We start from the raw sequence: 24,293 nt of genomic DNA, 5'->3' as shown, positions 1-24,293 counted from the left end.
CGTTCACAGTTGTTCGGCCTTAAGCAGGTACAGGCTCTGGCTGCCGGCCTTGACGCTGGCACTGAGCGAGCGGATGCGCGGCAGCAAGCGGGCGAAATAGAAGCGGGCGGTGCCCACCTTGCTCTGGTAGAACGCGCCGTCCTGCGCCAGGGCGACGTCCGCCATCTGCGCCCATAAATAGGCATACAGCGTGTAGCCGAACACCTGCAGGTACTCCACCGCCGCCGCGCCAATTTCCTTCGGGTTGCCCTGGGCGCGATCGAGCACCCAGGCGGTCAGGTCATCGAGGTTGGCCACGGCCAGTTGCAACGGCGCCTTGAACTCGCCACGTGACGGCGCCAGCCCCTCGGCGAAGGCGTTGATCTCCTGCGCCAGCGCCGCGTAGGTGCGGCCACCGTCGGCAACCAGCTTGCGCCCGAGCAGGTCCAGGGCCTGGATACCATTGGTGCCCTCGTAGATCTGGGTGATGCGACAATCACGAATCAGTTGTTCCTGGCCCCATTCGCGGATGTAACCGTGGCCGCCGAACACCTGCTGGCCGTGCACGGTGGTCTCCAGGCCCATGTCGGTGAGAAATGCCTTGGCCACCGGGGTCAGTAGTGCCACCCGCGCTTCGGCCCGGCTGCGTTCATGGGCGTCTTCGCTGTACTTGGCCAGGTCCAGTTGCAGTGCTACATAGGTGGAAAACGCTCGCCCGCCTTCATTCAGCGCTTTCATGGTCAGCAGCATGCGCCGAACATCCGGGTGCACGATGATCGGGTCGGCCGCCTGTTCACGCGCCTGCGGCCCGTTAGAAGCGCGGCTTTGCAGGCATTCGCGGGCATAGGCAACGGCGTTCTGGTACGAGCGCTCGCCCAACGCCAGGCCCTGGATACCCACGCCCAGGCGCTCGTAGTTCATCATCGTGAACATGGCGTTGAGGCCTTTGTTGGCCTCGCCCACCAGATAGCCGATAGCACCGTCGAAGTTCATCACGCAGGTGGCCGACGCCTTGATACCCATCTTGTGCTCGATGGAGCCGCAACTCACCGCGTTGGCCTGGCCCAGCGCACCGCCCTCCTCGACCAGCACCTTGGGTACCAGGAACAGCGAGATACCCTTGGCGCCGGCCGGTGCATCCGGCAGCTTGGCAAGCACCAGGTGAATGATGTTCTCGGTCAGGTCCTGTTCGCCGCCGGTAATGAAAATCTTCGTGCCGCTGACCTTGTAACTGCCATCCGCCTGCGGCTCGGCGCGGCTGCGGATCAGCCCCAGGTCAGTGCCGGCATGGGGTTCGGTCAGGCACATCGACCCCGACCAGCGCCCTTCGTACATCGGCGGCAGGTAACGTGCCTTGAGCGCCTCGCTGGCGTGGTTGAGCAGCGACAGGCAGGCCCCGGCGGTCAGCATCGGGTACAGCGCGAACGACAGGTTGGCGGCGTTGAGCATCTCCTCGACCTGGGCGGCGATGACCTTGGGCATGCCCATGCCGCCATATTCGGTTGCCCCGGCCACGCCCACCCAGCCGTCGTCGGCGTAGTTGCGGTAGGCCTGGGCAAAACCGTCCGGGGTACTCACGCGGCCGTCTTGCCAGCGGCAACCCTGCTCGTCGCCACTGCGGTTGAGCGGCGCCACCTGCTGGGCGATGAGCTTGCCGGCCTGTTCCAGGATGGCCCGCGCGGTGTCGGCATCGACCTGCTCGGCCAGGGCCGGTATCCGCGCCCACTGGCCGGGGATGTCGAAGACTTCGTTGAAGAGGAAATCCATGTCGCGCAACGGCGGTAGGTAGTCAGACATGCGATGAACACTCGGCTGGTTGGGTGTTGAGGTGCAGCCCCTCGACATTGCCGGGGCTGGGTGAAGGCGCCCGCGCCTTGCTGATGGGCAACAGAAAATGCGACAACGCCGGAATCAGGATCAGCGCACCGAGCATGTTCCACAGGAACATGAAGGTCAGCAGGATGCCCATGTCGGCCTGGAACTTGATCGGCGACCAGGCCCAGCCCACCACCCCGGCGGCCAGGGTGATGCCGACCAGGCCCACCACCCGGCCGGTAAAGGCCACGGCATTCTTGTAGGCCTGGGCCAGCGACAGGCCCTGGCGCTGGTAGTGCAGCTGCACGCTGAGCAGATACAGCGCGTAATCCACGCCAATGCCCACGCCCAGGGCGATCACCGGCAAGGTGGCGACCTTGACGCCAATGCCCATGGTCACCATCAGCGCCTCGCACAGCACCGAAGTGAGCATCAGCGGCAGCACCGCCACCAGCGTCGCGCGCCAGCTGCGGAAGGTGATCAGGCAGAACAACGTCACCGCCAGGTACACCAGCAACAGCATGCTGCGGTTGGCGTCGCGCACCACGATATTGGTCGCCGCCTCGATCCCGGCGCTGCCGGCGGCCAGCAGGAACTGGCGATCCTCGCCGCTGTTGGCCTGGGCAAAGCGCTCGGCAATCGCCACCACCTGATCCAGGGTGTCGGCCTTGTGATCCTTGAGGTAGGCAATCACCGGCATCAGCGAGCAGTCGTTGTTGAACAGCTCCGGGGCGTTCACCGAGGCTTGCTGGGCGGCGTAGTTGAGCACGTCCTGGTTGCGCTGAATGCTGCTCAGCTTGGGGTTGCCCTCGTAGGTGCCGGCGGTGATCTGCCGTACCGCATTGGTCAGCGACAGGGTGGTCTGCACCTGCGGGTGCTGTTGCAGTGCCCAGGCCAGGCGGTCGGCGAGCACCAGGGTCTGGTAGCGCAGGCAGCCTTCCGGCGCGGTCTTGATCATCACCGCGAAGGTGTCGCTGGACAGCGCGTAGTGGCCGGTGATGTAGGCGTTGTCGCGGTTGTAGCGCGAGTCGGCGTGCAGCTCCGGGGCGCCGCTGTCGAGGTCGCCGATTTTCAGTTGCAGGCTGAGCCAGAAGCCACCAGCGCCGAGTAGCACAGCCACCAGCACCGCAGCGGTGGCCCACGTGCGTTCGGTAAAGCGGTCGAGCAGGTCCCAGAGCTTGCCAAAGCCCCGGTGCTCGGCCGCGCGCAGGTCGATGCGCAAGGCCCGTTCGGCCGCCTTGCGCCCGACGCCGACGTACGACAGCGCCACCGGCATCAACAGCAGCGAGGTGAAGATCAGCACCGCCACACCGATGCTGGCGGTCGTCGCCAGGTCCTGGATCACCGGGATATCGATCAGCATCAGCACGGCAAAGCCCACCGCATCGGCCAGCAAAGCGGTGACCCCGGCGACGAACAAACGCCGGAAGGTATAGCGCGCGGCGATCTGCCGGTGGGTGCCGCGGCCGATGTCCTGCATGATGCCGTTCATTTTCTGCGCGGCGTGGGAGACGCCAATGGCAAAGATCAGGAACGGCACCAGGATCGAATACGGGTCGATGGCATATCCCAGCCAGGCGACGATACCCAGCTGCCAGACCACCGCCGTCAACGAGCACAGCACCACCAGCAAGGTGCTGCGCACGCAGCGGGTGTAGAGGTAGATGATCAGCAGCGTGGTCAGCACCGCCAGGGCGAAGAACAGCATCACCTGCAGCAGCCCGTCGATCAGGTCGCCCATCAGCTTGGCGAAACCGATCACGTGCAGCTTGTACACGCCACCTGCTTCGTACTGCTGGCGCAGTTGCTCAAGCTTGGCGCTGAAGCCGTGATAGTCGATGCTGGCGCCAGTCGCCGAGGCCTGGTCGAGCAGCGGCACGATGAGCATGCTCGACTTGAAGTCACGTGCCACCAGGCTGCCGAGAATGTTGGCCCGCTCGATGTTCTGGCGCAGTTGCTGGATGTCGGCGGCCGAGCCCTGGTAGGCGTCGGGCATCACCGGGCCGCCCTGAAAGCCCTCTTCAGTGACCTCGGTCCAGCGCACCGCCGGGCTCCACAGGGATTTCATCCAGGCGCGGTCGACGCCCTGGCTGAGGAACAGTTCGTCGTTGATCTGGCGCAGGGTCTGCAGGTAGGCCGGGTCGAAGATATCGCCGCGGGTATTTTCCACCACCACTCGCAGTGAATTGCCCAAGCCGCGCAGCGACTGGCGATTGTCCAGGTAGTTCTGGATGTAGGGATGGCTCTGCGGGATCATCTTCTCGAAGCTGGGCCGTAGCTCCAGACGCGTCAGGGCCATGTAGCCCAGCACCAGGGTGACCAGCAGCATGCACAGCATGAACGGCAGCCGATGGTTGAACACCAGGCGTTCGAGACGATTGCCGGAGCGCGTATCGAAGTCGCCGAGGTTGCGGATCACCGGCAAGGTGTCTTGTTGGATGTCGGCCATCAGGGTTTTCTCTTGTTATGGCTGCTGCGGTTGTTCGAGGGCCAGGGTGCGAATGCCGCGCTCACCGACCAGCACCAGGTCGGCGGCGCTATCGAAGGCCACGCCGCTCACCGGGGCGCGTTCGCTCTGCGCCACGGCGCTGAAACGTGCGCCGTCGTTGCTGCTGACCAGCAGATCACCGGCCTGGCTCGCCAGCCAGAAGCGCCCGCTGGCGTCGAGGCTGGCGGCAGTGATGCTGGTGTTCAGGCCGGTATTGACCGGCAGCCACCGGGCGCCGCCGTCGCTGCTACGCAGCACATGGCCGCGTAGCCCATAGGCCAGCAGCGTCCCGGGCTTGCCGATGACGCCGAAGTAGCTGCCGGCATACGGCGTGTGCAGGCGCTGGAAGCGTTCGCCATCGGCGCTCAGTTTGAGCAGCAGGCCCTGCTCGCCGCTGATGTACAGCGCACCGTCGACACTGGCCAGGCCGGTCAGGTGCAGGCCTTGCGGGTTGTCGCTGCGCTCAAGCCAGGGGGTCCAGTGCTGGCCGCCGTCAACGGTATGCAGCACCAGGTTGAACACCCCGACCGCATAGCCATGCAGCGGGTCGCTGAACCAGACATCCAGCAACGGCTTGTCGGCACCCTCCGCGACCAGGCGCTCGCCCTCGCCCACCCAGGCGGCCCACTGATCGCCCCCTGTCTGCGCCCGTGCCTGGTAATAGGCCAGCGCCTGCGCACCGAGCTGTCGCCCGTCCAGCTGTTTTTCCCAACGCAAGCCACCGTCGCGGCTGTGCAGGATCACCCCGTCGTTGCCCACCGCCCAGCCAAGCTCAGGGGTCGGAAAACTCACGGCATTGAGGTCGGCGCTGACCGGCACCTGCGCTTGCTGCCAGTGGCTGCCAAGGTCATCCGAATACAGGATGTGCCCCCGTGGCCCCACGGCAACCAGGCGGGCGCCGGCGCGGGTGACATCGCGCAAGGCGCTGGACGCTGCCAGCGCGCTGGGCAGCGCCGGCAGGTCGAGTACGTCGACGTAAGCCTCGGCCTGGGCCGCGCCTTGCAGCGCGGCCCAGGCCAGCAGCATCACGCTGCAGCGTTTGAACACATTCATCCCTGATCCTCCACGGTGTGTGATCATCAGGCTCAGCGAATGCCGGCCCCGGCCAGGGATTCGGGCGACCACTGGGTCCGTGACAATGGCTCGATGTAGCGGATGCCGCCGTAGGCACCGACCACGCCATTGAGGTTGTAGGTGCCGCCGATCAGGTCGTAGATCATGAACGGCGTGGCATCCGGGGTCTGTTTGTCGTAGCTCTGGCTAAGGAAGGCGAAGGAGCCACGGTACAGCTGGCCACGGGCGTCATACTGGTCCGAAGCAAGGGCGATCCAGCTGTCCTCGTCGAGGTAGAAGCGGCGCTTGTGATAGATATGCCGCGCGCCATCCTTGAGCTTGCCTTCCACCACCCAGACCCGGTGCTTTTCCCAGCGCACGAACTGCGGCGCCAGGTGATTGGCCGTGGTCAGCTGCTTGACGTCGGTGTTGTAGGTCAGCCGGTAGGTGTTGTACGGCACGTACATTTCCTGCTTGCCGACCAGGGTCCAGTCGTAGCGGTCCAGGGCGCCATTGAAGACGAACACGTCATCGTAAGTGCCCGAGCCCGAGGTGCCCGGGTTGGGCGTGTCATAGGCCAGGTTCGGTGCCAGCTTGACCCGACGCTGGCCCGGCAGGTACTGCCAGGCGCTGCGTGGCTGCACCAGCGGGTTGGCGGCATCGCGCAGCATCATCGCCTCACCGGCGCGCCGGGCCGGCGCGGTGTAGGTGAGTTTCATCTGGTAGTAGGTGTCCTTGGCGCCGATCGGCTTGGCCATGTCTTCGTAGATCGGGTAGCTGATGTTGGCCTGGCCGGTGGTACTCAGGGTCGCGTTGCCGGCGGCATCGACGTTCCACGAGTCGTACTTGGCGGTCATGCTCACGCCCTGGTAGCGCAACAGGAAGTTCCACATGGCCTCGGCGCCGGTCTGCGGGATCGGGAACGGAATACCCGGCAGCACGTTGTCGACCGCACTACCGCCCTCCTGGCTGCGGGCAGCCACAGCGTTCTTCAGGGTGTTGTCGAGCACCGGTTGCGGCAGCGCCACGCTGCGATGGGTGGGGTAGACATCGACGCGAAAGCTCGGGAAGCGCTTGAGCAGTTCCTGGGTGGTGGCGGTCAGTTGTCCCTTGTATTGGTCGGCATTCTTGCCATCGATGACCCGCAGCGGTTTTTCCTCGGCGAACGGGTCCGGGCGCATGCTCGCGCCGTTCTTGAACGCCGCCGGCGGGGTCAGCAGGCCGCCCTGGTAGGCGGGGATCGAACCGTCGGCGTTGGCGGCCTTTTCTGCGCCAATCGGCGTCAGGCTGGTGCCCAGGCGCGCGGCCTGTTCGGGGGAGACAGCGGCGTCAGCCGCGTTCAGGGCAGCCAGCGACAGGCACGTGGCCAACAGGGTGTGCACGTAGTTCATGATTGTTGTTTTCCTGTGTGACTCAGAAGGTGGTTTTCAGGGTCAGGTACAGCGCGCCACGGTCCTCGGTGGTGGCGGCGCCGCCAGAGAACGCGGCGTATCCGCCGCCGTAGCAGGTGTAGTCCTGTTCGCCGTCCAGGGCGTTGGGGGTGGTGCCGTCGGTCTGGCCGTTGTTGCAGGACTGGGTCTTGCCGAAGCCGTCGACGTACTTGAGGTCGACGAAATACTGGTTATAGATCGCCGCGCTCAGGCCCACGGCGTAGTTGCCGGTGTTCTCGGCGCCACCGCCCTGTACCGGCGACACGCCGTCCAGGCCGAGGTTGATCGACAGCGGCATGCTCAGGTCCATGCCTGGAAACACCTGGTACCAGGTCGGCGTGAAGTTGACCGCGATGCCCCAGTTGTCGCGGGTCGGCTGGTCGATGCCGCGGTAGCTGCCCTTGCCCTTGTACAAGGCCTCGTTGTGGCTATCGAGCTTGAGCAGGTTGCTGTAGAACAGCTCGCCGAGCAGGGTCGCCGAGTCGAACAACGGCGTGTCGCCAAGGGTCATTAGGCCGTTGAGGGTCCAGTGCAGGGTGTCGCCGGTGGCACTCATGCTGTCGCCGTCCGACGGCACCTCATAAATCACGCCGCTGCTTGGCAAGCGCGCGGGCAAGAGCCCGAAACCGCCGCCCAGGCCGGCCGGCCCCGGTGCGCTGAGGATCGCCGGTATACTCGCCAGGGGCATGTTGTGGCGAATGTTCAGGTCGCTGCCGACGCTGATACCGCCGACATCCTTGGACAGGCTCAAGCCGTAAATGTCGATGTTGTCGGCATAGGCGAACTGGTAGGTGGCGCTTTGCAGCGAGTTGTAGAGGTTGCCCACCGCGCCCTGGGCGCTGCCCGGCGGGTTGCCGAACGGGCCGTTGGCGACGGTCAGGCCACGGGCGTCGAGCCAGGCCTGGGGCAGGATCTCCGAGCTCTTGCGGTAATAGAAGCCCAGGGTGCCGCCCAGCCATTCGGGCGACCACTTGGCCATGACGCCCCAGTCGCCGCGCTTACCCGGGGTCAGGTCGTGGCCACGGCGGATGCTGGTCAGCGCGCCACGTACCGGAATCAGCCCGGGGGTGCCGGTATGGCCGAGCAACAAGCTCTGTGCGCCCTCGCCCACCAGGTCCGAACCACCGTAATAGGTGCCGGCTTCCGGCAGCCGCGCGGCATCCCAGTCGAAGAAATACTGCGCGCCAACGGTGAGCTCGGGGTTGAGCAGAAACGCCGCCGAGAGTTGATTGCGCGGCACGAACAGTTCCTTGGCTTCGGTGCCGGGTGACGCGGCCAGCTTGGCCAGGTCCAGGCCCGACTGCCCATAGCTCAGCGAATGCACCGGGTTGAGCAGGGTTTCGCCCCAGAACAGGTTGTGCTGGCCGAGCTTGGCGCTGATCTCGGATGAGTCGCCCACTTCACGGCGCATGAACACGAAGGCATCGAGCACTTCCCCGGACGGGCCGCTGTAGTAACGCTGGGCGTAGTTGCTCAGGTGCGGGCTGCCCAAGGGCACGCCGGTGCCGGGCAAGCCGTTGAGGCTGGGGTTGATGCCCGACTGGCCACCGTTGCCGTTGACGAACGGGTTGGAGTTGGAGCCGGTGTTGTCATAGGCCTTGTCGTACCAACTGGCGGCGCTGACACGAAAGCCCATGTTGCCCTGGTAGATCACGTCCAGTTCGGTGAGCAGGTCCACGCGGTTGGTGACGGTGGTTCCGGCCTTGCGGAAGTTGTAGTCGCCGTCGTTGTTGTTGGGGGTTGCCAACAGACGCTTGTCGGCGCTTTCGGTGCGCACGCCGTAGTTGTACTTGACCGTGTTATCCAGGCGCACGGCCCAGTCTTCACTGCCGGTATCGACTTCGAAGGCCTGGGCGCCGGGCAGTGCCAGCAGGCCGATGGCGCAGGCCAGCAGGCAGCGCTGTGGTTTCACAGCACGGTGAATGCGAGGGTTTGGCATCGCGATGACTCCACTTATTGTTATTGTTTTTTTTCGCCGCCCGTCGTTTGCGGGCTTGGCTCAAGCGTCCGTGCGCTACTGCAGGATTAGCGATCCAGGGCCTGGATCAGGGTTTCGGCCTGGGGCCAGGGGCCGTAGCCGGCTGCCGGGTTGAGGTGGCCGACGGCGCCAAGTTCGAGCAACTGGCTGCCCCAGCCGCGCGCCATGTTGCTGACCGCCTCAAGGCTGGCCAGATGATCATTGCTACTGGCGGCGACGATGCTTGGGAACGGCAGCGGCGTGATCGGCAGCGGGCTCCAGCCGTTGGCGCGCAAGCTGTCCGCGCTTGGGTAGGCGGCGGGCCACGCCGCCTCAAGGTCCGGCGGCGCCGCCAGCAGTGCGCCCTTGATCGGCCGCTGATAGCGCGCCGCCCAATGGGCCACCATCAGCACGCCGGCGCTGTGCGCTACCAGCACTACCTCGCCGTCGATCTGCTCCAGCGCCTGCTCGATGGCCTCGACCCGGGCATTGCAGTCCAGGCCGTTGCGCTGCAGCAGTGGCACCGTATGGACCTTGGCCAGGCGCGCCGCCAGCAAGGTCTGCCAATGCTCGGCGACATGCTCGCGCAGGCCGGGGACGATCAGGACAGTAGCGGTGGTATGCAGTTTTTCCACGTCGGCACCTATGCTCAAGACAGTGCGCTCGCAGGTCACCTGGAGCGTTTGCACAGTCACAGTAATCAGCCCTCCCCCGAGGCGCTTTACATTGCGCGTCAGCGACTTTTCATTTGATGACAGGGTTTCTGGCTTACCACCGAGCGGCCCGAGATCAGGGACGTTGCGCTGATTTCACTCGCCGAAAACGGCTTCTCATTTGACGACACCCGCGCTATAACGAACCACCCGCCACAGAAGCGGAACGCCAGATGAGAACGCGTGGAAAACAATAAAATGACCGCCCTCGTACGTGCTGCAAGCCTGACCAACTACCTTGAGGTGTCCCGTCACTTGGGGCTCAACCCTCATGCCCTGTTGGCCCAGGTCGGCCTGAGCGCCGCCCTGCTCGACGATCCCAACCAACGTATTGCGGTCTCCAGCGTGGTGACCCTGCTGGAGGAGTCGGCGCGGGTCAGCGGCTGCGAAACCTTCGGCTTGCGCATGGCCGAATTGCGCCAGTTGTCGGATTTCGGCGAAATCAGCCTGCTGCTCAGCCACCAGCGCACCCTGCGCGATGCCCTGCAGGTCATCGTGCAGTACCGCCATCTGCTCAACGACGCCTTGGCCATCCATATCGAAGAGGCTGGCAAGACCGTGATCATTCGTGAAGAGGTGGTCACCGACCTGCCCCAGCGCGGCCGTCAGGCGACGGAACTGGCCATTGGCGTAATGCTGCGCTTGTGCGCCGCCCTGCTGGGTGCCCACTGGCATCCGATCAGCGCCAACTTCACCCATGCCGCGCCCGCGGACCTGGCGATTCATCGACGGATCTTTGGCTGCACGCTGGTGTTTGGCAGCGAATTCAATGGCATCGTCTGCCCGGCCGCCGACCTCGACACGGCCAATCCGTTGGCCAACGAAGCCATGGCGCGCCTGGCGCAGCGCTACCTGGATACCCTGCAGGCCGGTGGCAAGCTGTCGCTGGAGCTGGAAATGCGCAAGACCATCTACCTGCTGCTGCCCATGGGCCGGGCGACCATCGAGCAGGTAGCGCAAACCCAGGGCATGAACGTGCGCACCTTGCAGCGGCGCCTGGAGGAATGCGGGGTAACCTTCAGCGACCTGGTCAACGGCGTGCGCCGTGACCTGGTGATCCGCTACCTGGAAAACCCCAGCTATTCGCTGGGGCGGATTGCCGACATGCTCGGCTACTCGATGCCCAGTTCATTTACCCGCTGGTTCATCGCCCAGTTCGGCATGCCCCCGGCCAGTTGGCGGGCGCAGCATGATCGCCGGCACAGTCAGCACTGACCGGACTACGACCGCTGCGCGCTCGATCGCGGGTCTAGCCCGCTCCTGCAGGTTCGGCGTACACAGATACATTGTGGGAGCTGGCTTGCCAGCGATGAGGCCAGTTCAGCCGGCACATCAGGCGCTGCCTGGACTACCATCGCTGGCAAGCCAGCACCCACAGGTTCGCGGAGCATGCAGAACGGTTGTGGGCAACCGTCTACAACCCCCAGTGCATCAGCGCCAGCACCAGCAACACCAGAAACACCGTCTCCCCGACCATCAGCGCAATCGGCTTGAGGCCCACTGCCGCCAGCTCCTTGAGCTGAGTCTTCATGCCCAGGGCACTGATCGCCACCACCAGGCACCAGCGCGACAGGTCATTGACCCCGCCCTGCACGGCCGCCGACACCCAGCCGGTACTGTTGATGCAGGCCAGCAACACGAAACCGACGGCAAACCACGGTAACAATGGCGGTCGCTGCCCACTGGCATCGCCGCCGGCGCGGCGGGTGATCATCGCCGCACAGACAATCACCGGCAGCAACATGGCCACGCGCATCAGCTTGACCACGGTGGCCACATCCCCGGTCTCGGTAGACATGCTGTACCCCGCGCCCACCACCTGCGCCACATCATGAATGGTCGCGCCGAGAAACACCCCGGCCTGCTGCGGCGACAACTGCAGCCAGCCGGCAATCATCGGGTAGACGATCATCGCCAGGGTCGACAGTGCTGACACGCCGATCACGGTAAACAAGGTGGCGCGCTCTTTCTGCGGATGCTGGGGCAAGGCCGCGGCCAGGGCCAGGGCCGCCGATGCACCGCAGATCGCCGTGGCACCGCCGGTAAGCATGCCGAACAAGCGCTGAAAGCCCAAAGCACGGGCGGCCACTACTGAAACCAGGATGGTCACCACCACCAAGATCACCACCAGCGCCACCGGTTTCCAGCCCAGGCTGGCGATCTGGCTCAGGGTAATGCGCATGCCCAGCAGCGCCACCCCCAGGCGCAACACCGTGCGCGCGGTAAATTCAATCCCGGCCTTGCAACGGCCATCGGCCGCAAGAAAGTTCAAGGCCATGCCCAGCAACAAGGCAAACAGCATCACCGGGGCATCGTAGTGCTCACTGAGAAAGCTGGCCGCCGCCGCGGCGATCAGGCTGACGATAAAGCCCGGCGCCAGTTCCCGGGCACGAAGATTGACGGCGGTAATTGCGATCACGCTCATTGGCCCGGTTCCTTGCACGCTAAAACGATGAACAGTTGCTCGCCCTGGCGCTCGACCGGGTAGCTGGCAACCTTGAGTTGATTGGAGTTGAGCAAGTAGCCGCTGGCCAGATCAAAGCGCAGGCCATGGGCGCAGCACTGGATCACCCGCCCGTCCAGACGCCCGCCGCACAGCGAGGCGCCCTGGTGCGGGCAACTGTCGTCGATGGCGTAAAAGGTGTCAGCGACGTTGAACAGCGCCACGCTCCTGCCTTGCCATTCGAGCAGCACCCGCCCGCCACGCGCCGGCACTTTGTCGGCCGGTACCGGATAGCGCAGGCTCATGCCGGGACCACCTCTTCCAGGGCGTCGCCCATGGCCTGCAGCAGCACCGCGACCGGCTGCGCGCCCGACACCCGCAGGCGCTGATTGAAACGGAAACACGGCACGCCATCGGCGGCGCGGTCATTGGCGCCAATGAACGGGCTGGCATCGCCGCGCAGGCAATCGGCAACCTGGGCCGGCTCCAGGCCACAGGCGCGGGCGATGTGCAGCAAGGTAATCGGATCGCCCAGGTCCTTGCCCTGCTGAAAGTAGGCGGCAAACAGCCTGGCCAGCAGGGCTTGGGCCTGTTCCGGCGAGCCCAGCGCCACGGCGCGCTGCAGCAAGCGGTGGGCGTCGGCGGTATTGGGCATGCGACTGATACGGGCAAAATCGATATCCACCCCTGCCGCCTCGGCGGCGGCGCGCACCTGCGCCTGGCGCAGGCGTACTGCCTCATCACTGCCCAGGCGCTTGCGGTAGAACGCCTCGAACGGCTGGCCGGTCCTGGCCATCTGCGGCAGCAGTTGCACCCCGCGCCAGTGCAGACTCACCTCAACTTCCGGCTGCTCGCGCCGCAACTGCTCAAGGGCCCGTTGCAGATGAGCCTGGCCGATCAGGCACCAGGGGCAGATAAAGTCGAAGAACACTTCGATCGACAGCACGTGCTTCACGGTTTCAACTCCCGGGCCGCACCAGGCTCAACCGCGTGCGGGTTGTCCAGGCGGGCCATGTCATGGTGGTAATGCCGCTTGGCGATGAAGAACACCGCCGCGGCGCCGATGCTGATCAACGGCACCAGCTGGAAGGCGCCATGCAGGCCGATCAGGTCGGACACCCGGCCGGTGATCAGCGGCCCGGTCGCCAGGCCAAGCAGGTTGTTGGCCAGGGTCAGGGTGGCGAACGCCGTGCCGTGCACCGAGTAATGAGTCAGGTTGGCGACCATGGCGCTGGACGGCCCGTTGGTGCCGGCGGCAACCATCATCCCCAGGCAGATCAGCACCAGTTGCGCGGTGCCCGACGGCAGCGCGAAGGCCAGCGACAGCAACAGGCAACTGCCCAGGCAATAGCCGATGGCCAGGCTGATCTTGCGGTCCGGACGCTGGCGGCCCAGGCGGTCGCAAAGCATGGCGCAGAGGATCATGCCGATGCCGCTGCACAGCACGATGATGGCGGCCACCACCCCGGCCTGGTCGGTGCTCATGGCGTAGTAGCGGTTCAGGTAGCTGGGCATCCAGACGATCACCGTGCCGCCGACGAACAACTGCAAACCGCTGCCGACATAGGCGGCGATCACCGAACGGCTGCCGTACAGGGTATGCAGTGGCCGGCTGACCTTGTCGGCGGCAGCCTGCACACGCTGGGGAGCGATCTTTGCCTCCTTGACGATCAGCGGGTACAGCAATGCCAGCAACAGGCCGAACAAGGCCATGCCGGCAAACGCCCAGCGCCAGCCGAAGTGCTGGGCCATCAAACCGCCCAGGGCCATGCCCAGCACCGAGCCGAACATGCCGCCGGCCATGAAGGCTCCGGCCAGGGTGGCGCGCATGTCACGGGGGAACACCGACACCACCACGGCGATGCCGACGCTGCCGTAGGCGGCCTCACCGACGCCGACCAGAAAGCGTGCGGCAAACATTTGCGGGTAGTTGTCGGCCAGGGCGCAGCCGAGGGTTGCCAGGCTCCAGAGCACGGCCATCAGCACCAGGCTGCGGATCCGCCCGAAGCGGTCGGCCAGCAGCGACAAGGGGAAAGTCAGCAGCCCGACCATCAGCGCGACAATGCCGCTGAGCAGGCCCAACTGGCTGTCGCTCAGGGCCCATTCGGCCTTGAGCAGCGGGAATACGGCGTTGAGCACCTGCCGCGACATGTAGTCGGAAATCAGCAGGCCGAAGGTCAAGGCGAAGACAATCCAGGCATAACGCCGTGGAATGCCCCGTGAAGTGTCGGCGCCATCGTCTGTGGCATTGGCAAGATAGGCGGCCATGCTGCCTCCTGTGGTTGTCTGGCGTGAGTCTTGTTCTTGTTTTTATTGAAAAGCTGAAAAGCCCGACGGACAGCGCTGCGGATCGGCGGCCCGGCTCGCACAAGCGTGCCGGACCTGTCCAATCAGGCGCGCTGCGGCACACCTTTCTGGCCTGGCTGGCGGTTGGGCGCCATGCCGTTGGCCTGGAGGGTCTGCTCGATGCTGCTGTACTGCTCACCGATGCGGTAGATGGCCCGCGCCTCCTTGCCGTTGGCAATCTCGCGGCCCAGTTCATGGGCCACGCGCACGGTCTGCTGGATCTGCTGCACCGAACCGAAGCGCTTGCCGTGCTGGTCGATGATGGTGTCTTCGTTGCCGCAACGCGGGTGCAGCCCCATGGCCAGGGCCATGGTGTTGAACGGCAGGACGTTTTTCAGCAACGATTCGGCGGTCAGCGTGCAGCCGTTGGGCGCCCGGTGAATGAAGTTGAAGAAGTTGAACGGGTTGGGCCCGTCGAAACCGCCGCCAATGCCGATCCAGGTCAGGTTCAGCGGGCCCATGTAGTCACCCTTGCGCACAATGCGTTCGAGGGTTTCCAGGGCGTGCATGCCGGTCAACTGGAAGTGCGGCTGGATGTTGCTGGCCTGCAGGCGGCGCAGGTGTTCGCGCACCCAGGCGGGACCGGCCGGTACGGTCATTTCGCTGTAGGCGGCCTGGATCGCCGGATGGGCCAGGGAGGTGCCTTCCAGGTACTGCGGGTACAGCAACTCCATGATGTTCATCTGCGTGGTGTTGATCGCCACGGTGACCTGGTCGGGCTTGGGCGTCAGCTCCGCGAGCATGTGCCGGGTGTCGTCGGACAGCCACTTGGCCGCCTCGCCATCGCTTTCCGGGGCGAACGAGATCGAGCCGCCAACCTGGATGATCATCTGCGGCACCGCCTCGCGCACGCCGGCAATCAGTTCGTTGAATTTCGACAGGCGCTTGGAGCCCTTGCCGTCCAGTTCGCGCACGTGCAGGTGGAGCACAGTGGCACCGGCCTCATAGCAATCGACCGCCTTTTGCACCTGTTCGTCCATGGTCAGCGGAATGTCTTCGGGAAAGTCCTCGGGCATCCATTCCGGGCCGTACGGGGCCACGGTGATCACCACTTTTTCCATGTTTTCCGGGTGCAACGAATCGTCGAAGAATTGCATGCTGTAGTCCTCGGTCTTGTTATTGTCCTGGGGTGTTGCAGGCGCTCAGAAGGTGCGATCGCCCTTGATTCCGGCGCGCTCCATCTTGCGGTGACAAGGCGGGTAGTCCATCACCGCGTAGTGCTGGGTGCTGCGGTTATCCCAGATCGCCACGCTGTTGGGTTTCCAGCGCCAGCGCACCTGGTATTCGGGCAGGTAGGCCTGGCTGATCAGGTAGCGCAGCAGATCGCTGGCACCGGGGTTGGCATCCTGGCCGAAACGCACCCGCTGCGGCGTGTGGTAGTTGCTGAAGTGGGTGGTGAAGGCGTTGACGAACAGCACCTGCTCGCCCGTTTGCGGGTGGGTGCGCACCACCGGGTGCTCGGCATCGGGGAACTGCGCCTTGAGCGCCAGGCGTTTTTCCAGCGTCATGGCGGCGCCAAAACTGGCCTCGATGCTGTGCCGGGCACGCAGGCCCTCGATCTTGACCTTCACCTCCTCCGGCAGGTTCTGGTAAGCCAGCACCATATTCGCCCACATAGTGTCGCCGCCTACCGGCGGGCATTCCAGGCAGCGCAACACGCAGCCCATGGGCGGTGCCTCGCGCCAGGTGGCGTCGGTGTGCCAGGCGTTTTCGTAGCGATCGGCCGGCTGGTCCGGGCGCTTGTAGATCTGTACCAGGCCCGGGTGCTCGGGGTCGCTGCCGGCCACCGGGTGGTCCTCCAGCTCGCCGAAGCGACTGGCAAAGGCCACGTGCTCGGCGCGCGTGATGTTCTGGTCGCGCAAGAACAGCACCCGGTGCTTGAGCAACTGCGCACGCAGTTGCTCGAACAGGTCGTCATCATGAATCGCATCTGCCAGGTTGACCCCGATGACTTCGGCACCGATGGCGCAGGTCAGTTGTTCGATGTGCATGCTGTTGCCCTCTTCAGATGACGAAGATCGACGAACCGGTAGTCTTGCGTGCTTCCAGGTCACGGTGGGCCTGGACCGCGTCCTGCAACGCATAGTGCTGGTTGATCTCGATCTTGATCCGCCCGCTGCTGACATGCTCGAACAGCTCGCCGGCAAGGTCGGCCTTCTCGGCCGGATCTGCGATGTAGTCGGCCAGCGCCGGACGGGTCAGCTGCAACGAGCCTTTGATCGCCAGGATCTGCGGGTCGAACGGCGTGATGCTGCCCGAGGCGGTGCCGACGCAGACCATCAGGCCGCGGCGCTTGAGCGAGTCCAGCGAGGCCATGAAGGTGCTCTTGCCGACGCTGTCGAACACCACGTTGACGCCAACGCCGTCGGTGAGCTCGCGCACGCGCTTGGCCACGTCTTCATGGCTGTAGTTGATGGTGTGGCTGCAACCATGGGCGCGGGCCACTTCGGCCTTGGCCTCGGTGGACACGGTGCCGATCACCGTCAGGCCGAGCAGGCGCGCCCACTGGGAAACGATCAGGCCCACGCCACCGGCGGCAGCGTGGAGCAGAATCGTGTCACCGGGCTTGAAGTCGTACAGGCGGCGCATCAGGTAGGCCGAGGTCAGGCCGCGCATGGTCATCGCCGCCGCGGTTTCGAAGGCGATGGTTTCCGGCAGCTTGATCAGCGCCGCCGCCGGGATCAGGCGCTCGGTGCAGTAGGCGCCGAGGGTGTTGAGAAAGCCGGTATAGGTCACCCGGTCGCCGACCGCGACCTGGGTCACGCCCTCGCCGACCGCCTGTACCACCCCGGAGGCTTCCACGCCCATGCCGTTGGGCAGCGCGATCGGGTAGGTGCCGTTGCGAAAATAGGTGTCGGCGTAGTTCAGGCCCACCGCCACCTGGCGCAGGCGAACCTGCCCCGGGCCCGGTTCGCCGACCTCGGCATCCTCATAGCGCAGAACCTCGGGGCCACCGGTTTCATAGAAGCGTACGACTTTGGCCATGCATGTCACTCCAGTCATCCTGACGCAGTGCGTCAATTCTTGTTGACTGGACTCTATGCCCAACGCTTGCCGGGTGCTTCGCATCGGACGACAGGCTGTTTTCATTTGATGACAAAACCCCGTGGGCTGGCTGCCTGGCGGGCTTTCTCGTAGCATAGCCAGGCCCTCCTCCGTGCCTGCGAGCCCTTGATGAAGTCCCCCGCCGGTTTATTGTTCTCAGGTATTGAACTGGACCGTGACAGCGCGACGCCGCTTTACCGCCAGCTGTACCTGCAGATCCGCAAGCAGATCCTCACCGGTCGCCTGCAAGGCGGCATTCGCTTGCCATCGACGCGGACCCTGAGCCAGGAATTGCAGCTCTCGCGCATTACCCTGCTCAACGCCTTCGACCAGTTGATTGCCGAGGGCTTCCTGGTGTCGCGTACCGGCGCTGGCACCTATGTCAGTGACGAGTGGCAGCGCAGCGCCGGTGCCGAGTTGCAAGCTCCCGCGCCACCCAAGCTCTCGGAGCTGAGCCAGTCGATGCTGTCGCTGCGCAGCGATCATTTTCGCGGGGTGTCCTACGCCCACTGCGGCGCCGATACACCGACCTCGTTCCTGCCCAGTCATGGCGCTTTCGAGGCCTTTCCCCAGACGTTGTGGAAGCGTCTGCTCAACCGCCACGGGCAGAAACCGAGCAAGGCCATGCTCGGTTATGGCGAACTGCAGGGCTTGCAGACGCTGCGCCAGGCGATTGCCGAGTACGTTTTCGACGCCCGCGGTATCGACTGCAACGCCGAGCAAGTGGTGATCGTCTCCGGCGCGCAGCAGGCCTTCAACCTGCTGGCGATGCTGCTGCTCAACCCGGACGAGCCGGTATGGATGGAAGACCCTGGTCATATCGCCGCGCGTATCGCCTTTCAGGCCCATGGCTGCCGGGTGGTGCCCGTCCCCATCGACGATCAGGGCCTCGATGTGCAACACGCCATTGACGAATGCCCCGAGGCGCGCCTGGTGTTCACCACCCCGTCACGGCAACACCCGCTGGGTATGACCCTCAGCCACAACCGGCGCCTGGAACTGATTGACTGGGCGGCGGCCAGTGGCAGCTGGATCATCGAAGACGACTGCGACAGCGAACTGCGCTACCGCGGCCGGCAATTGCCGGCGCTGTACGCCATGGACCGAGGCGACCGGGTGATCTACGTCGGCACCTTCAGCAAGGTGCTGTTCCCTTCCCTGCGCCTGGGTTACGTGATTCTGCCCCCGGCACTGGTCGAACCGTTCTGCACCTTGCGCGCGGTGCTCGACCGCAGCCCGCCGACCCTGTTGCAGGCAGTGACCGCTGACTTCATGAGTGAAGGCCACTTCATTGGCCATATCCGCCGCATGCGGACGTTGTACCAGGCCCGCCAGCAGTGCTTGCTGGAGGTGCTGCAACGGCGCCTGGGCGGCTTTTTGCAGGTTGCCCCGGTCGAAGCCGGCATGCACCTGATTGCCTGGCTCCCGCCGCAGCTGGATGACCAGGCACTGGCCCGGCAGTTGGCCGGGCATGGCGTGCATACCTACGCCTTGAGTGACTACTGCCTCACGCGCTACTTGCCACCGGCGCTGCTGCTCGGCTTTGCCGGCACGCCCCAGGATCAGGCCGAAGCCAAGGTCGAGGCGCTGGTGCAGGCCCTCAGGGCGATTGGCCACCCGGTCTGAGCAGTGGCCTTATCAATTGATTGGTAATGGATCTATCGAGTGTTCCTCGGCGGCGCGATAAAGAACGCGCCGGTAAACCGGTGCCCGCACCAGGAACGACTCGAATGAACACAATACAAAAACGCTTCGCTACGTTGCTGAACCACAATGCGCAAGGTGCTGACGCACCCCTGCTGACCCGCGAGCTGGCCACCCGCCTGCTTGAACGCCTCGACCAGGCGCGACTGTTTGCCCACGCCTACCCGCTGCTGACCAACCTCACCCACGGGCGCGTCACCCCGTTCGACCTGCTCGACTTCGCCTATCGCCATGAACTGGCCGGCCTGAGCCTGCACATGCTCGACGGTGAGCACAACAGCCTGGCGCAAATGAACACGACGCAATTGTGCGCCTTTGCTGAAAAGGCCCGGGCCCTGCAACTGGACGTGCACCTGGAGATCAGCAGCACGCGCAAGGCCGACGTCGATGCGGTGGTTGCCGTGGCCAAGGTCATCGGCAGCCGCAACATTCGCGTGTACTCGCGCTATGAAGGCCTGCTGTCGCAGGTGATGGACCAGATCGGTGGCGACCTGCTGTACCTGGCCCACCAAGCCGATGCCCACGACCTGCACTTCGACTTCGAGCAGCACGAGGAGCTCAAGAGCGATGAAATTGCCCAGCTGCTGCGCCAGGCCAACCATCCGCGCCTCAATGCCCTGTTCGATTTCGGCAACATGATCAATGCCTGCGAGCAACCGCTGCAGGCCCTGCGCAACCTCGCCCCGCATATTCGCCAGAGCCACCTCAAGGGCGTACGGGTGGTGGCCGAAGACCAGGGTTTTGGCCACTACGGTGTGCTTCAGGGCAGCGCCGAGGACGAGCTGCCCGGCGCGCGCATGCTGTTCGAGCTGCTGATGCTCGGGGACCGGCAGGCGCAAGTGATCGCCTTCATCCTCGAACAGGAGAACCACTACATCGCCCCGGCCTTCCGTCAACACAACGAGCCGGCCGATCCGTTCATTGCCTACCGGGAAATGAGTGACACGCCCCTGCCCGCCGGCTTCACCCTCGAACAGATGCTGGCCGGTGAGCAGCGCTGGGCCAACAACCAGGTCAGCTACGTGAAAACCCTGCTGGCCGAGCTGCGCACCCTCGCCGAGCTGACCCTGGCCAGCTGCGCCACCCCTTGAACGCCACAACCAAACACGCCTGGAGAATAAGAAAATGACAGCGCACGACAAGGCCAAATGGTTCAAATTCCTGGTCCTGATCCTCGGTGGCGGCACCGTCTACAAGCTGGCCAACCTCAAGGACGCGTTCTACGTCCCCATGCAGGACTTCATGGGGCTTTCGCATACGCAAATCGGCTTGCTGCTCAGCGCCAACGCCATCATCGCCACCGGGTTGTTCGTGGTCGGCGGCATGCTGGCCGACCGTTACGATACCCGCAAGCTGATCCCGCTGGGCCTGATCGGCACCGGCGCCCTGGGCCTGTACCTGGCCACCTTCCCGCCGTTCAGCAGCCTGATGGTGGTGTTCTGCCTGCTCGCGGTCTGTGCCGACTGCATCTACTGGCCAGCGCTGCTCAAGGCCATTCGCGGCCTGGGCAACGACCAGGAACAAGGGCGCATGTTCGGCCTGCTGGAAGGTGGCCGGGGCGTCGTCGATACGCTGGTGGCGTTTTCCGCGCTGGGCGTGTTCATTGCCCTGGGCAGCGGCGAACATGGCCTGAAAGCGGCGATCCTGTTCTACGCCTTGATCGATATCGCCGCCGGCGTGCTGACCTGGTTTTTGCTCAAAGGCAATCAGGCGCCAGCCCAGACCAGCGCCAAGAACCCGCTGGCCAACCTCATGCAAGCCATCAAGGTCCCGGCTATCTGGCTGGTCAGCTTCAATGTGTTCATGGTTTACATCGTCTACTGCGGCCTGACCTATTTCATCCCATACCTGAAGGAAGTCTATGGCCTGCCGCTGGCGCTGGTCGGTGCCTACGGCATCATCAACCAGTACATGCTGAAGATCTTCGGCGGGCCGGCGGGCGGTTTCATCGCCGACAAACACTTCAAGAGCCCCAGCCGCTACCTGAAGTGGGCGTTCCTGGCACTGCTGCCGATGATGGCGATCATCCTCCTGGTCCCCAAGAGCCCGGGCTTCATCTATGCCGGCATGGCCGCGACGCTGTCGTTCGCCTTTATCGTGTTTTCCATGCGCGGGGTGTTCTGGGCACCGATGGGCGAAGTCGGCATCGCCCCGCACATTACAGGTTCCGCTTTCGGCATCGGTTGCCTGATCGGCTATGCGCCGGGGATGTTCGCCTATGTCGGCTACGGCGCAATCCTTGACCACTTCCCGGGCCAGCAAGGCTACAACTATGTGTTCATCGCCATGATGCTGCTGGCTCTGATCGGTTTTGCCGTCGCCAGTCGCCTGCAACGACAGGTGCGCAACGCCGCCCCGGTTGCCACACCGGCCGCGGCGTAGCGCCTGGGTTACATCTCGACCTGGGTGCCCAGTTCGATCACCCGGTTAAGCGGCAGGTTGAAGTACTTGAGGTTGCTGTTGGCGTTCTTGAGCAGGAACGCAAACAGCGCCTCACGCCAACGCGCCATGCCGATGCGCTTGGTCGGGATCACCGTCTCGCGGCTGAGGAAGTAGGTGGTGACCATCGGGCTGAAGTCCAGCTCTTCGAGGTGGCACAGTTGCAGCGCGGCCGGTACGTCGGGCTCCTCGATGAAGCCGAAGTTGAGGTTGACCCGATAAAAGCCTTCGCCAAAACCCTGCACTTCGAAGCGCTGCGCCGCCGGTACCCGCGGGCGGTCCTGGGAGACCACGGTGAGCAGCACCACCCGCTCATGCAGCACCTGGTTGTGCAGCAAGTTATGCAGCAACGCATGGGGCACGGCATCGGCCCGAGCGGTGAGGAACACGGCAGTACCCCGCACCCGGTGCGGCGGTTGCGCGGCGATGCTGCTGATGAACAGCGGCAGCGGCAAGGCCGACTCGTCCAGGCGCTCGACGATGATCTTGCGCCCGCGCTTCCAAGTGGTCATGAGGATGAACAAGGCAGTACCGGCGATCACCGGAAACGCGCCGCCCTGGAAGATCTTCGGTGCGTTGGCGGCAAAGTACAGGCTGTCGACCAGCAAGAAGCCCAGCAACAACGGCACCGCCAGCCAGCGCGGCGCCTTCCACAGCAACAAGACCACCGCCGAGGACAGCAAGGTGGTAATCAGCATGGTGCCGGTCACCGCCACGCCATAGGCCGCCGCCAGTGCGCCGGACGACTCGAAGCCGATCACCAGCAACACCACGCCGACCATCAACGCCCAGTTCACCGTACCGATGTAGATCTGCCCCTGTTCCTGGCTGGAGGTGTGCTGGATGAACATGCGCGGCACGTAACCCAGTTGAATCGCCTGGCGGGTCAGCGAGAAGGCGCCGGAGATCACCGCCTGGGAGGCAATGATGGTCGCCAGGGTGGCCAGGGCGATCATCGGCAGCAGCGCCCAGTCCGGAGCCAGCAGGTAGAACGGGTTGCGTACCGCCTCGGGGTTGCCGAGGATCAGCGCGCCCTGGCCGAAATAGTTGAGTACCAGCCCCGGCAGCACCAGCAGGATCCAGGCGCGGGCAATCGGCTTGCGGCCAAAGTGGCCCATGTCGGCATACAGCGCCTCGGCACCGGTCAGGGCCAGCACCACTGCGCCAAGAATCGCCACGCCCATGCCCGGGTGGACGATAAAGAAGTTCACCGCCCAGGCCGGGTTCATCGCCAGCAGCACTTCCGGGCGCTGGACGATGCCGTACACCCCCAGCGCGCCCAGCACGCTGAACCACAGCACCATGACCGGGCCAAAAATGATACCGATGCGTGCGGTGCCATGCTTCTGGATCAGAAACAGCGCCACCAGCACCACCACCGCCAGGGGCACCACCCAGTGGTCGATGCCGTCAAAGGCCAGTTGCAACCCCTCCACCGCCGACAGCACGGAAATCGCCGGGGTGATCATGCTGTCGCCGTAGAACAAGGCCGCGCCAAACAGCCCGAGCAGCACCAGCACCCGGCTCAAGCGCGGGTACGGCGCAGCAGCCCGCCGCGCCAGGGCGGTCAGGGCCATGATCCCGCCTTCGCCCTGGTTGTCGGCGCGCAGCACGAACAGCACGTACTTGATGGTCACCACCCAGATCAGCGACCAGAACACCAGCGAGAGGATGCCGAGCACCCCGTCATGGTTGGCCTGCACGCCATAATGGCCGGCGAAGACCTCCTTGAGGGTGTACAACGGGCTGGTGCCGATATCGCCATAGACCACGCCGGCGGCGGCGATCAACAGGCTAAGTGACGAAGTTTTTACGGGGGAATGGGCGTTTGCGGAGGTTGCGGCTTGGCTCACGGTCAGACGTCTCGAAGAAATGCCAGGGCAGTATCTCTTTCTGCGTAACGGGCCTTCGTAAAAAGTCCGTAAAATTTTCTTACATTCAGCATGGCCTGCTATTGCGGGAGCGGGACTTGCCCGCGATCGAGCGCGCAGCGGTCGTAATCCAGGCAACACCTGATGGGCTGGCTGGACTGGCCTCATCGCTGGCAAGCCAGCTCCCACAGGTCCGGCGTACACCTATCTACTGTGGGAACGGGCTTGACCCGCAATCGATCTACTGCCCGATCACAGTCCCTTCCCACGCGCCGGCACCGTCCTGCCGAGCCACCACCAGGCACTCCCCAGCCCCATCCGCCTTGCAGATCAGTGCGCCATCCCTGGCCCAGATCGCACTCTGCCCCGCCGCTTGCCAGCCACCCGTCTCGCCGCCATGGTTGGCAAGCATCACCATCATCTGGTGTTCGACGGCATAACCGGCCATCTGCTGGCTCTCGGCAACGATGCCCCTGTGGGAAATCAGCATCCCCGCCGCATAGATGTCCGCACCGAGCCTGGCAGCATGAGCCGGGTGGCCGGGCTGCATGGCATCGGCGCAGATGGCCAGGGCCAGCCGTTGGCCCCCCAGTGGCAGCAGATCACCACCGCTGCCGGGGCTGAACACCAGGTCCTCGCCAGGATGCAGATGCTGCTTGCTGTACAGACCGACACTGCCGTCGGGGCGAAAGATCAGCGCCGCCAGCAGCACGTGGCCGCTGCCGGGCACACGCACCGGCGCGCCGACCACGCTATACATAGCCTGTTGACGGGCCAGGGTGCGCAATGGCTCGAGCAGCGGGTCGTCCGTGCCCAGGGCCAGGTCGGACGCGGCATCGAGCTCATAGCCGGTCAGCGACAGTTCCGGGAACAACAGAAACTGCACGCCCTGTTCGGCGGCCAACTGCATCATCTGCAGATGACGCTGCACATTGCCCGTAATGTCCCGGGCAATGGCAACGGTTTGAGCGCAAGCGACAGTCATTGTCATGCTTTCATCCTTAAGGAGG

At 64.6% G+C, this 24,293-nt stretch carries 19 protein-coding genes; 4 read left to right on the top strand and 15 right to left on the bottom strand.

The window, feature by feature from the left end:
* Window positions 1-3: 3 nt before the first annotated feature.
* From BV82_RS14135 to BV82_RS14110, 6 genes are all read right to left on the bottom strand, one after another.
* Window positions 4-1,776, bottom strand: a complete 1,773-nt coding sequence (locus BV82_RS14135; protein ID WP_036995616.1) for an acyl-CoA dehydrogenase C-terminal domain-containing protein — start codon at window positions 1,774-1,776, stop codon at window positions 4-6.
* Window positions 1,769-4,243, bottom strand: coding sequence for an efflux RND transporter permease subunit (locus BV82_RS14130; RefSeq protein ID WP_036995617.1), 2,475 nt, complete (start codon window positions 4,241-4,243; stop codon window positions 1,769-1,771). Before BV82_RS14130 ends, BV82_RS14135 begins: the two co-directional genes overlap by 8 nt.
* A 15-nt stretch (window positions 4,244-4,258) precedes the next feature.
* Window positions 4,259-5,335, bottom strand: a complete 1,077-nt coding sequence (locus BV82_RS14125) for a WD40/YVTN/BNR-like repeat-containing protein (protein WP_036995619.1) — start codon at window positions 5,333-5,335, stop codon at window positions 4,259-4,261.
* 32 nt (window positions 5,336-5,367) lie between these two features.
* Window positions 5,368-6,726, bottom strand: a complete 1,359-nt coding sequence (locus BV82_RS14120) for a DUF1329 domain-containing protein (RefSeq protein ID WP_036995620.1) — start codon at window positions 6,724-6,726, stop codon at window positions 5,368-5,370.
* Window positions 6,727-6,748: 22 nt separating this feature from the next.
* The gene (locus BV82_RS14115) at window positions 6,749-8,704 is read right to left on the bottom strand and encodes a DUF1302 domain-containing protein (RefSeq protein ID WP_036995621.1); all 1,956 of its coding nucleotides are present in this window, start codon (window positions 8,702-8,704) and stop codon (window positions 6,749-6,751) included.
* Between the two features lie 86 nt (window positions 8,705-8,790).
* A complete protein-coding gene (locus BV82_RS14110) occupies window positions 8,791-9,357 on the bottom strand; it encodes an RBBP9/YdeN family alpha/beta hydrolase (RefSeq protein ID WP_036995623.1) in 567 nt (188 codons plus the stop codon).
* Window positions 9,358-9,633: 276 nt separating this feature from the next.
* Here BV82_RS14110 and BV82_RS14105 point away from each other — a divergent pair, with 276 nt between their 5' ends.
* Entirely contained in the window at window positions 9,634-10,650 is a 1,017-nt protein-coding gene (locus BV82_RS14105; protein ID WP_036995624.1) for an AraC family transcriptional regulator, read from the top strand.
* A 199-nt stretch (window positions 10,651-10,849) separates the two neighbouring features.
* Here BV82_RS14105 and BV82_RS14100 read toward each other — a convergent pair whose 3' ends face one another.
* From BV82_RS14100 to BV82_RS14070, 7 genes are all read right to left on the bottom strand, one after another.
* Window positions 10,850-11,860, bottom strand: coding sequence for a YeiH family protein (locus BV82_RS14100; protein WP_036995625.1), 1,011 nt, complete (start codon window positions 11,858-11,860; stop codon window positions 10,850-10,852).
* Window positions 11,857-12,183, bottom strand: a complete 327-nt coding sequence (locus tag BV82_RS14095) for a Rieske (2Fe-2S) protein (RefSeq protein WP_010226083.1) — start codon at window positions 12,181-12,183, stop codon at window positions 11,857-11,859. Before BV82_RS14095 ends, BV82_RS14100 begins: the two co-directional genes overlap by 4 nt.
* Window positions 12,180-12,833 (bottom strand): DsbA family oxidoreductase, encoded by a 654-nt coding sequence (locus BV82_RS14090; protein WP_036995626.1) that lies wholly within the window; start codon window positions 12,831-12,833, stop codon window positions 12,180-12,182. Before BV82_RS14090 ends, BV82_RS14095 begins: the two co-directional genes overlap by 4 nt.
* Window positions 12,830-14,146, bottom strand: coding sequence for an MFS transporter (locus BV82_RS14085; RefSeq protein WP_010226079.1), 1,317 nt, complete (start codon window positions 14,144-14,146; stop codon window positions 12,830-12,832). The genes BV82_RS14090 and BV82_RS14085 overlap by 4 nt, the downstream gene beginning before the upstream one ends.
* Window positions 14,147-14,268: 122 nt before the next feature.
* Complete coding sequence (locus BV82_RS14080) at window positions 14,269-15,321, bottom strand: beta-keto acid cleavage family enzyme (protein ID WP_036995627.1); 1,053 nt, start codon at window positions 15,319-15,321, stop codon at window positions 14,269-14,271.
* Between the two features lie 45 nt (window positions 15,322-15,366).
* Complete coding sequence (locus BV82_RS14075) at window positions 15,367-16,215, bottom strand: TauD/TfdA dioxygenase family protein (protein WP_010226075.1); 849 nt, start codon at window positions 16,213-16,215, stop codon at window positions 15,367-15,369.
* 13 nt (window positions 16,216-16,228) lie between these two features.
* The gene (locus BV82_RS14070; RefSeq protein WP_010226073.1) at window positions 16,229-17,209 is read right to left on the bottom strand and encodes a quinone oxidoreductase family protein; all 981 of its coding nucleotides are present in this window, start codon (window positions 17,207-17,209) and stop codon (window positions 16,229-16,231) included.
* Between the two features lie 189 nt (window positions 17,210-17,398).
* Between BV82_RS14070 and pdxR the strand changes: the two genes are divergently transcribed.
* The 3 genes from pdxR (at window position 17,399) to BV82_RS14055 (ending at window position 21,355) form a co-directional block, all read left to right on the top strand.
* Entirely contained in the window at window positions 17,399-18,895 is a 1,497-nt protein-coding gene (gene pdxR / locus BV82_RS14065) for a MocR-like pyridoxine biosynthesis transcription factor PdxR (RefSeq protein WP_026001481.1), read from the top strand.
* Between the two features lie 104 nt (window positions 18,896-18,999).
* Window positions 19,000-20,064, top strand: coding sequence for an apurinic/apyrimidinic endonuclease family protein (locus BV82_RS14060; protein WP_010226069.1), 1,065 nt, complete (start codon window positions 19,000-19,002; stop codon window positions 20,062-20,064).
* Between the two features lie 34 nt (window positions 20,065-20,098).
* Complete coding sequence (locus BV82_RS14055; RefSeq protein ID WP_010226067.1) at window positions 20,099-21,355, top strand: MFS transporter; 1,257 nt, start codon at window positions 20,099-20,101, stop codon at window positions 21,353-21,355.
* A gap of 8 nt (window positions 21,356-21,363) precedes the next feature.
* Here BV82_RS14055 and BV82_RS14050 read toward each other — a convergent pair whose 3' ends face one another.
* Together BV82_RS14050 and BV82_RS14045 are read right to left on the bottom strand one after the other, a co-directional pair.
* Entirely contained in the window at window positions 21,364-23,265 is a 1,902-nt protein-coding gene (locus BV82_RS14050; RefSeq protein WP_036995628.1) for a potassium transporter Kup, read from the bottom strand.
* 259 nt (window positions 23,266-23,524) lie between these two features.
* Complete coding sequence (locus BV82_RS14045) at window positions 23,525-24,274, bottom strand: carbon-nitrogen hydrolase family protein (RefSeq protein ID WP_036995629.1); 750 nt, start codon at window positions 24,272-24,274, stop codon at window positions 23,525-23,527.
* Window positions 24,275-24,293: the final 19 nt, after the last annotated feature.

Source organism: Pseudomonas donghuensis, assembly GCF_000696345.2.
Taxonomy (GTDB): domain Bacteria; phylum Pseudomonadota; class Gammaproteobacteria; order Pseudomonadales; family Pseudomonadaceae; genus Aquipseudomonas; species Aquipseudomonas donghuensis.
Note: the sequence above shows the minus strand (reverse complement) of the source record. Positions and strands in the feature narration are given on the sequence as shown.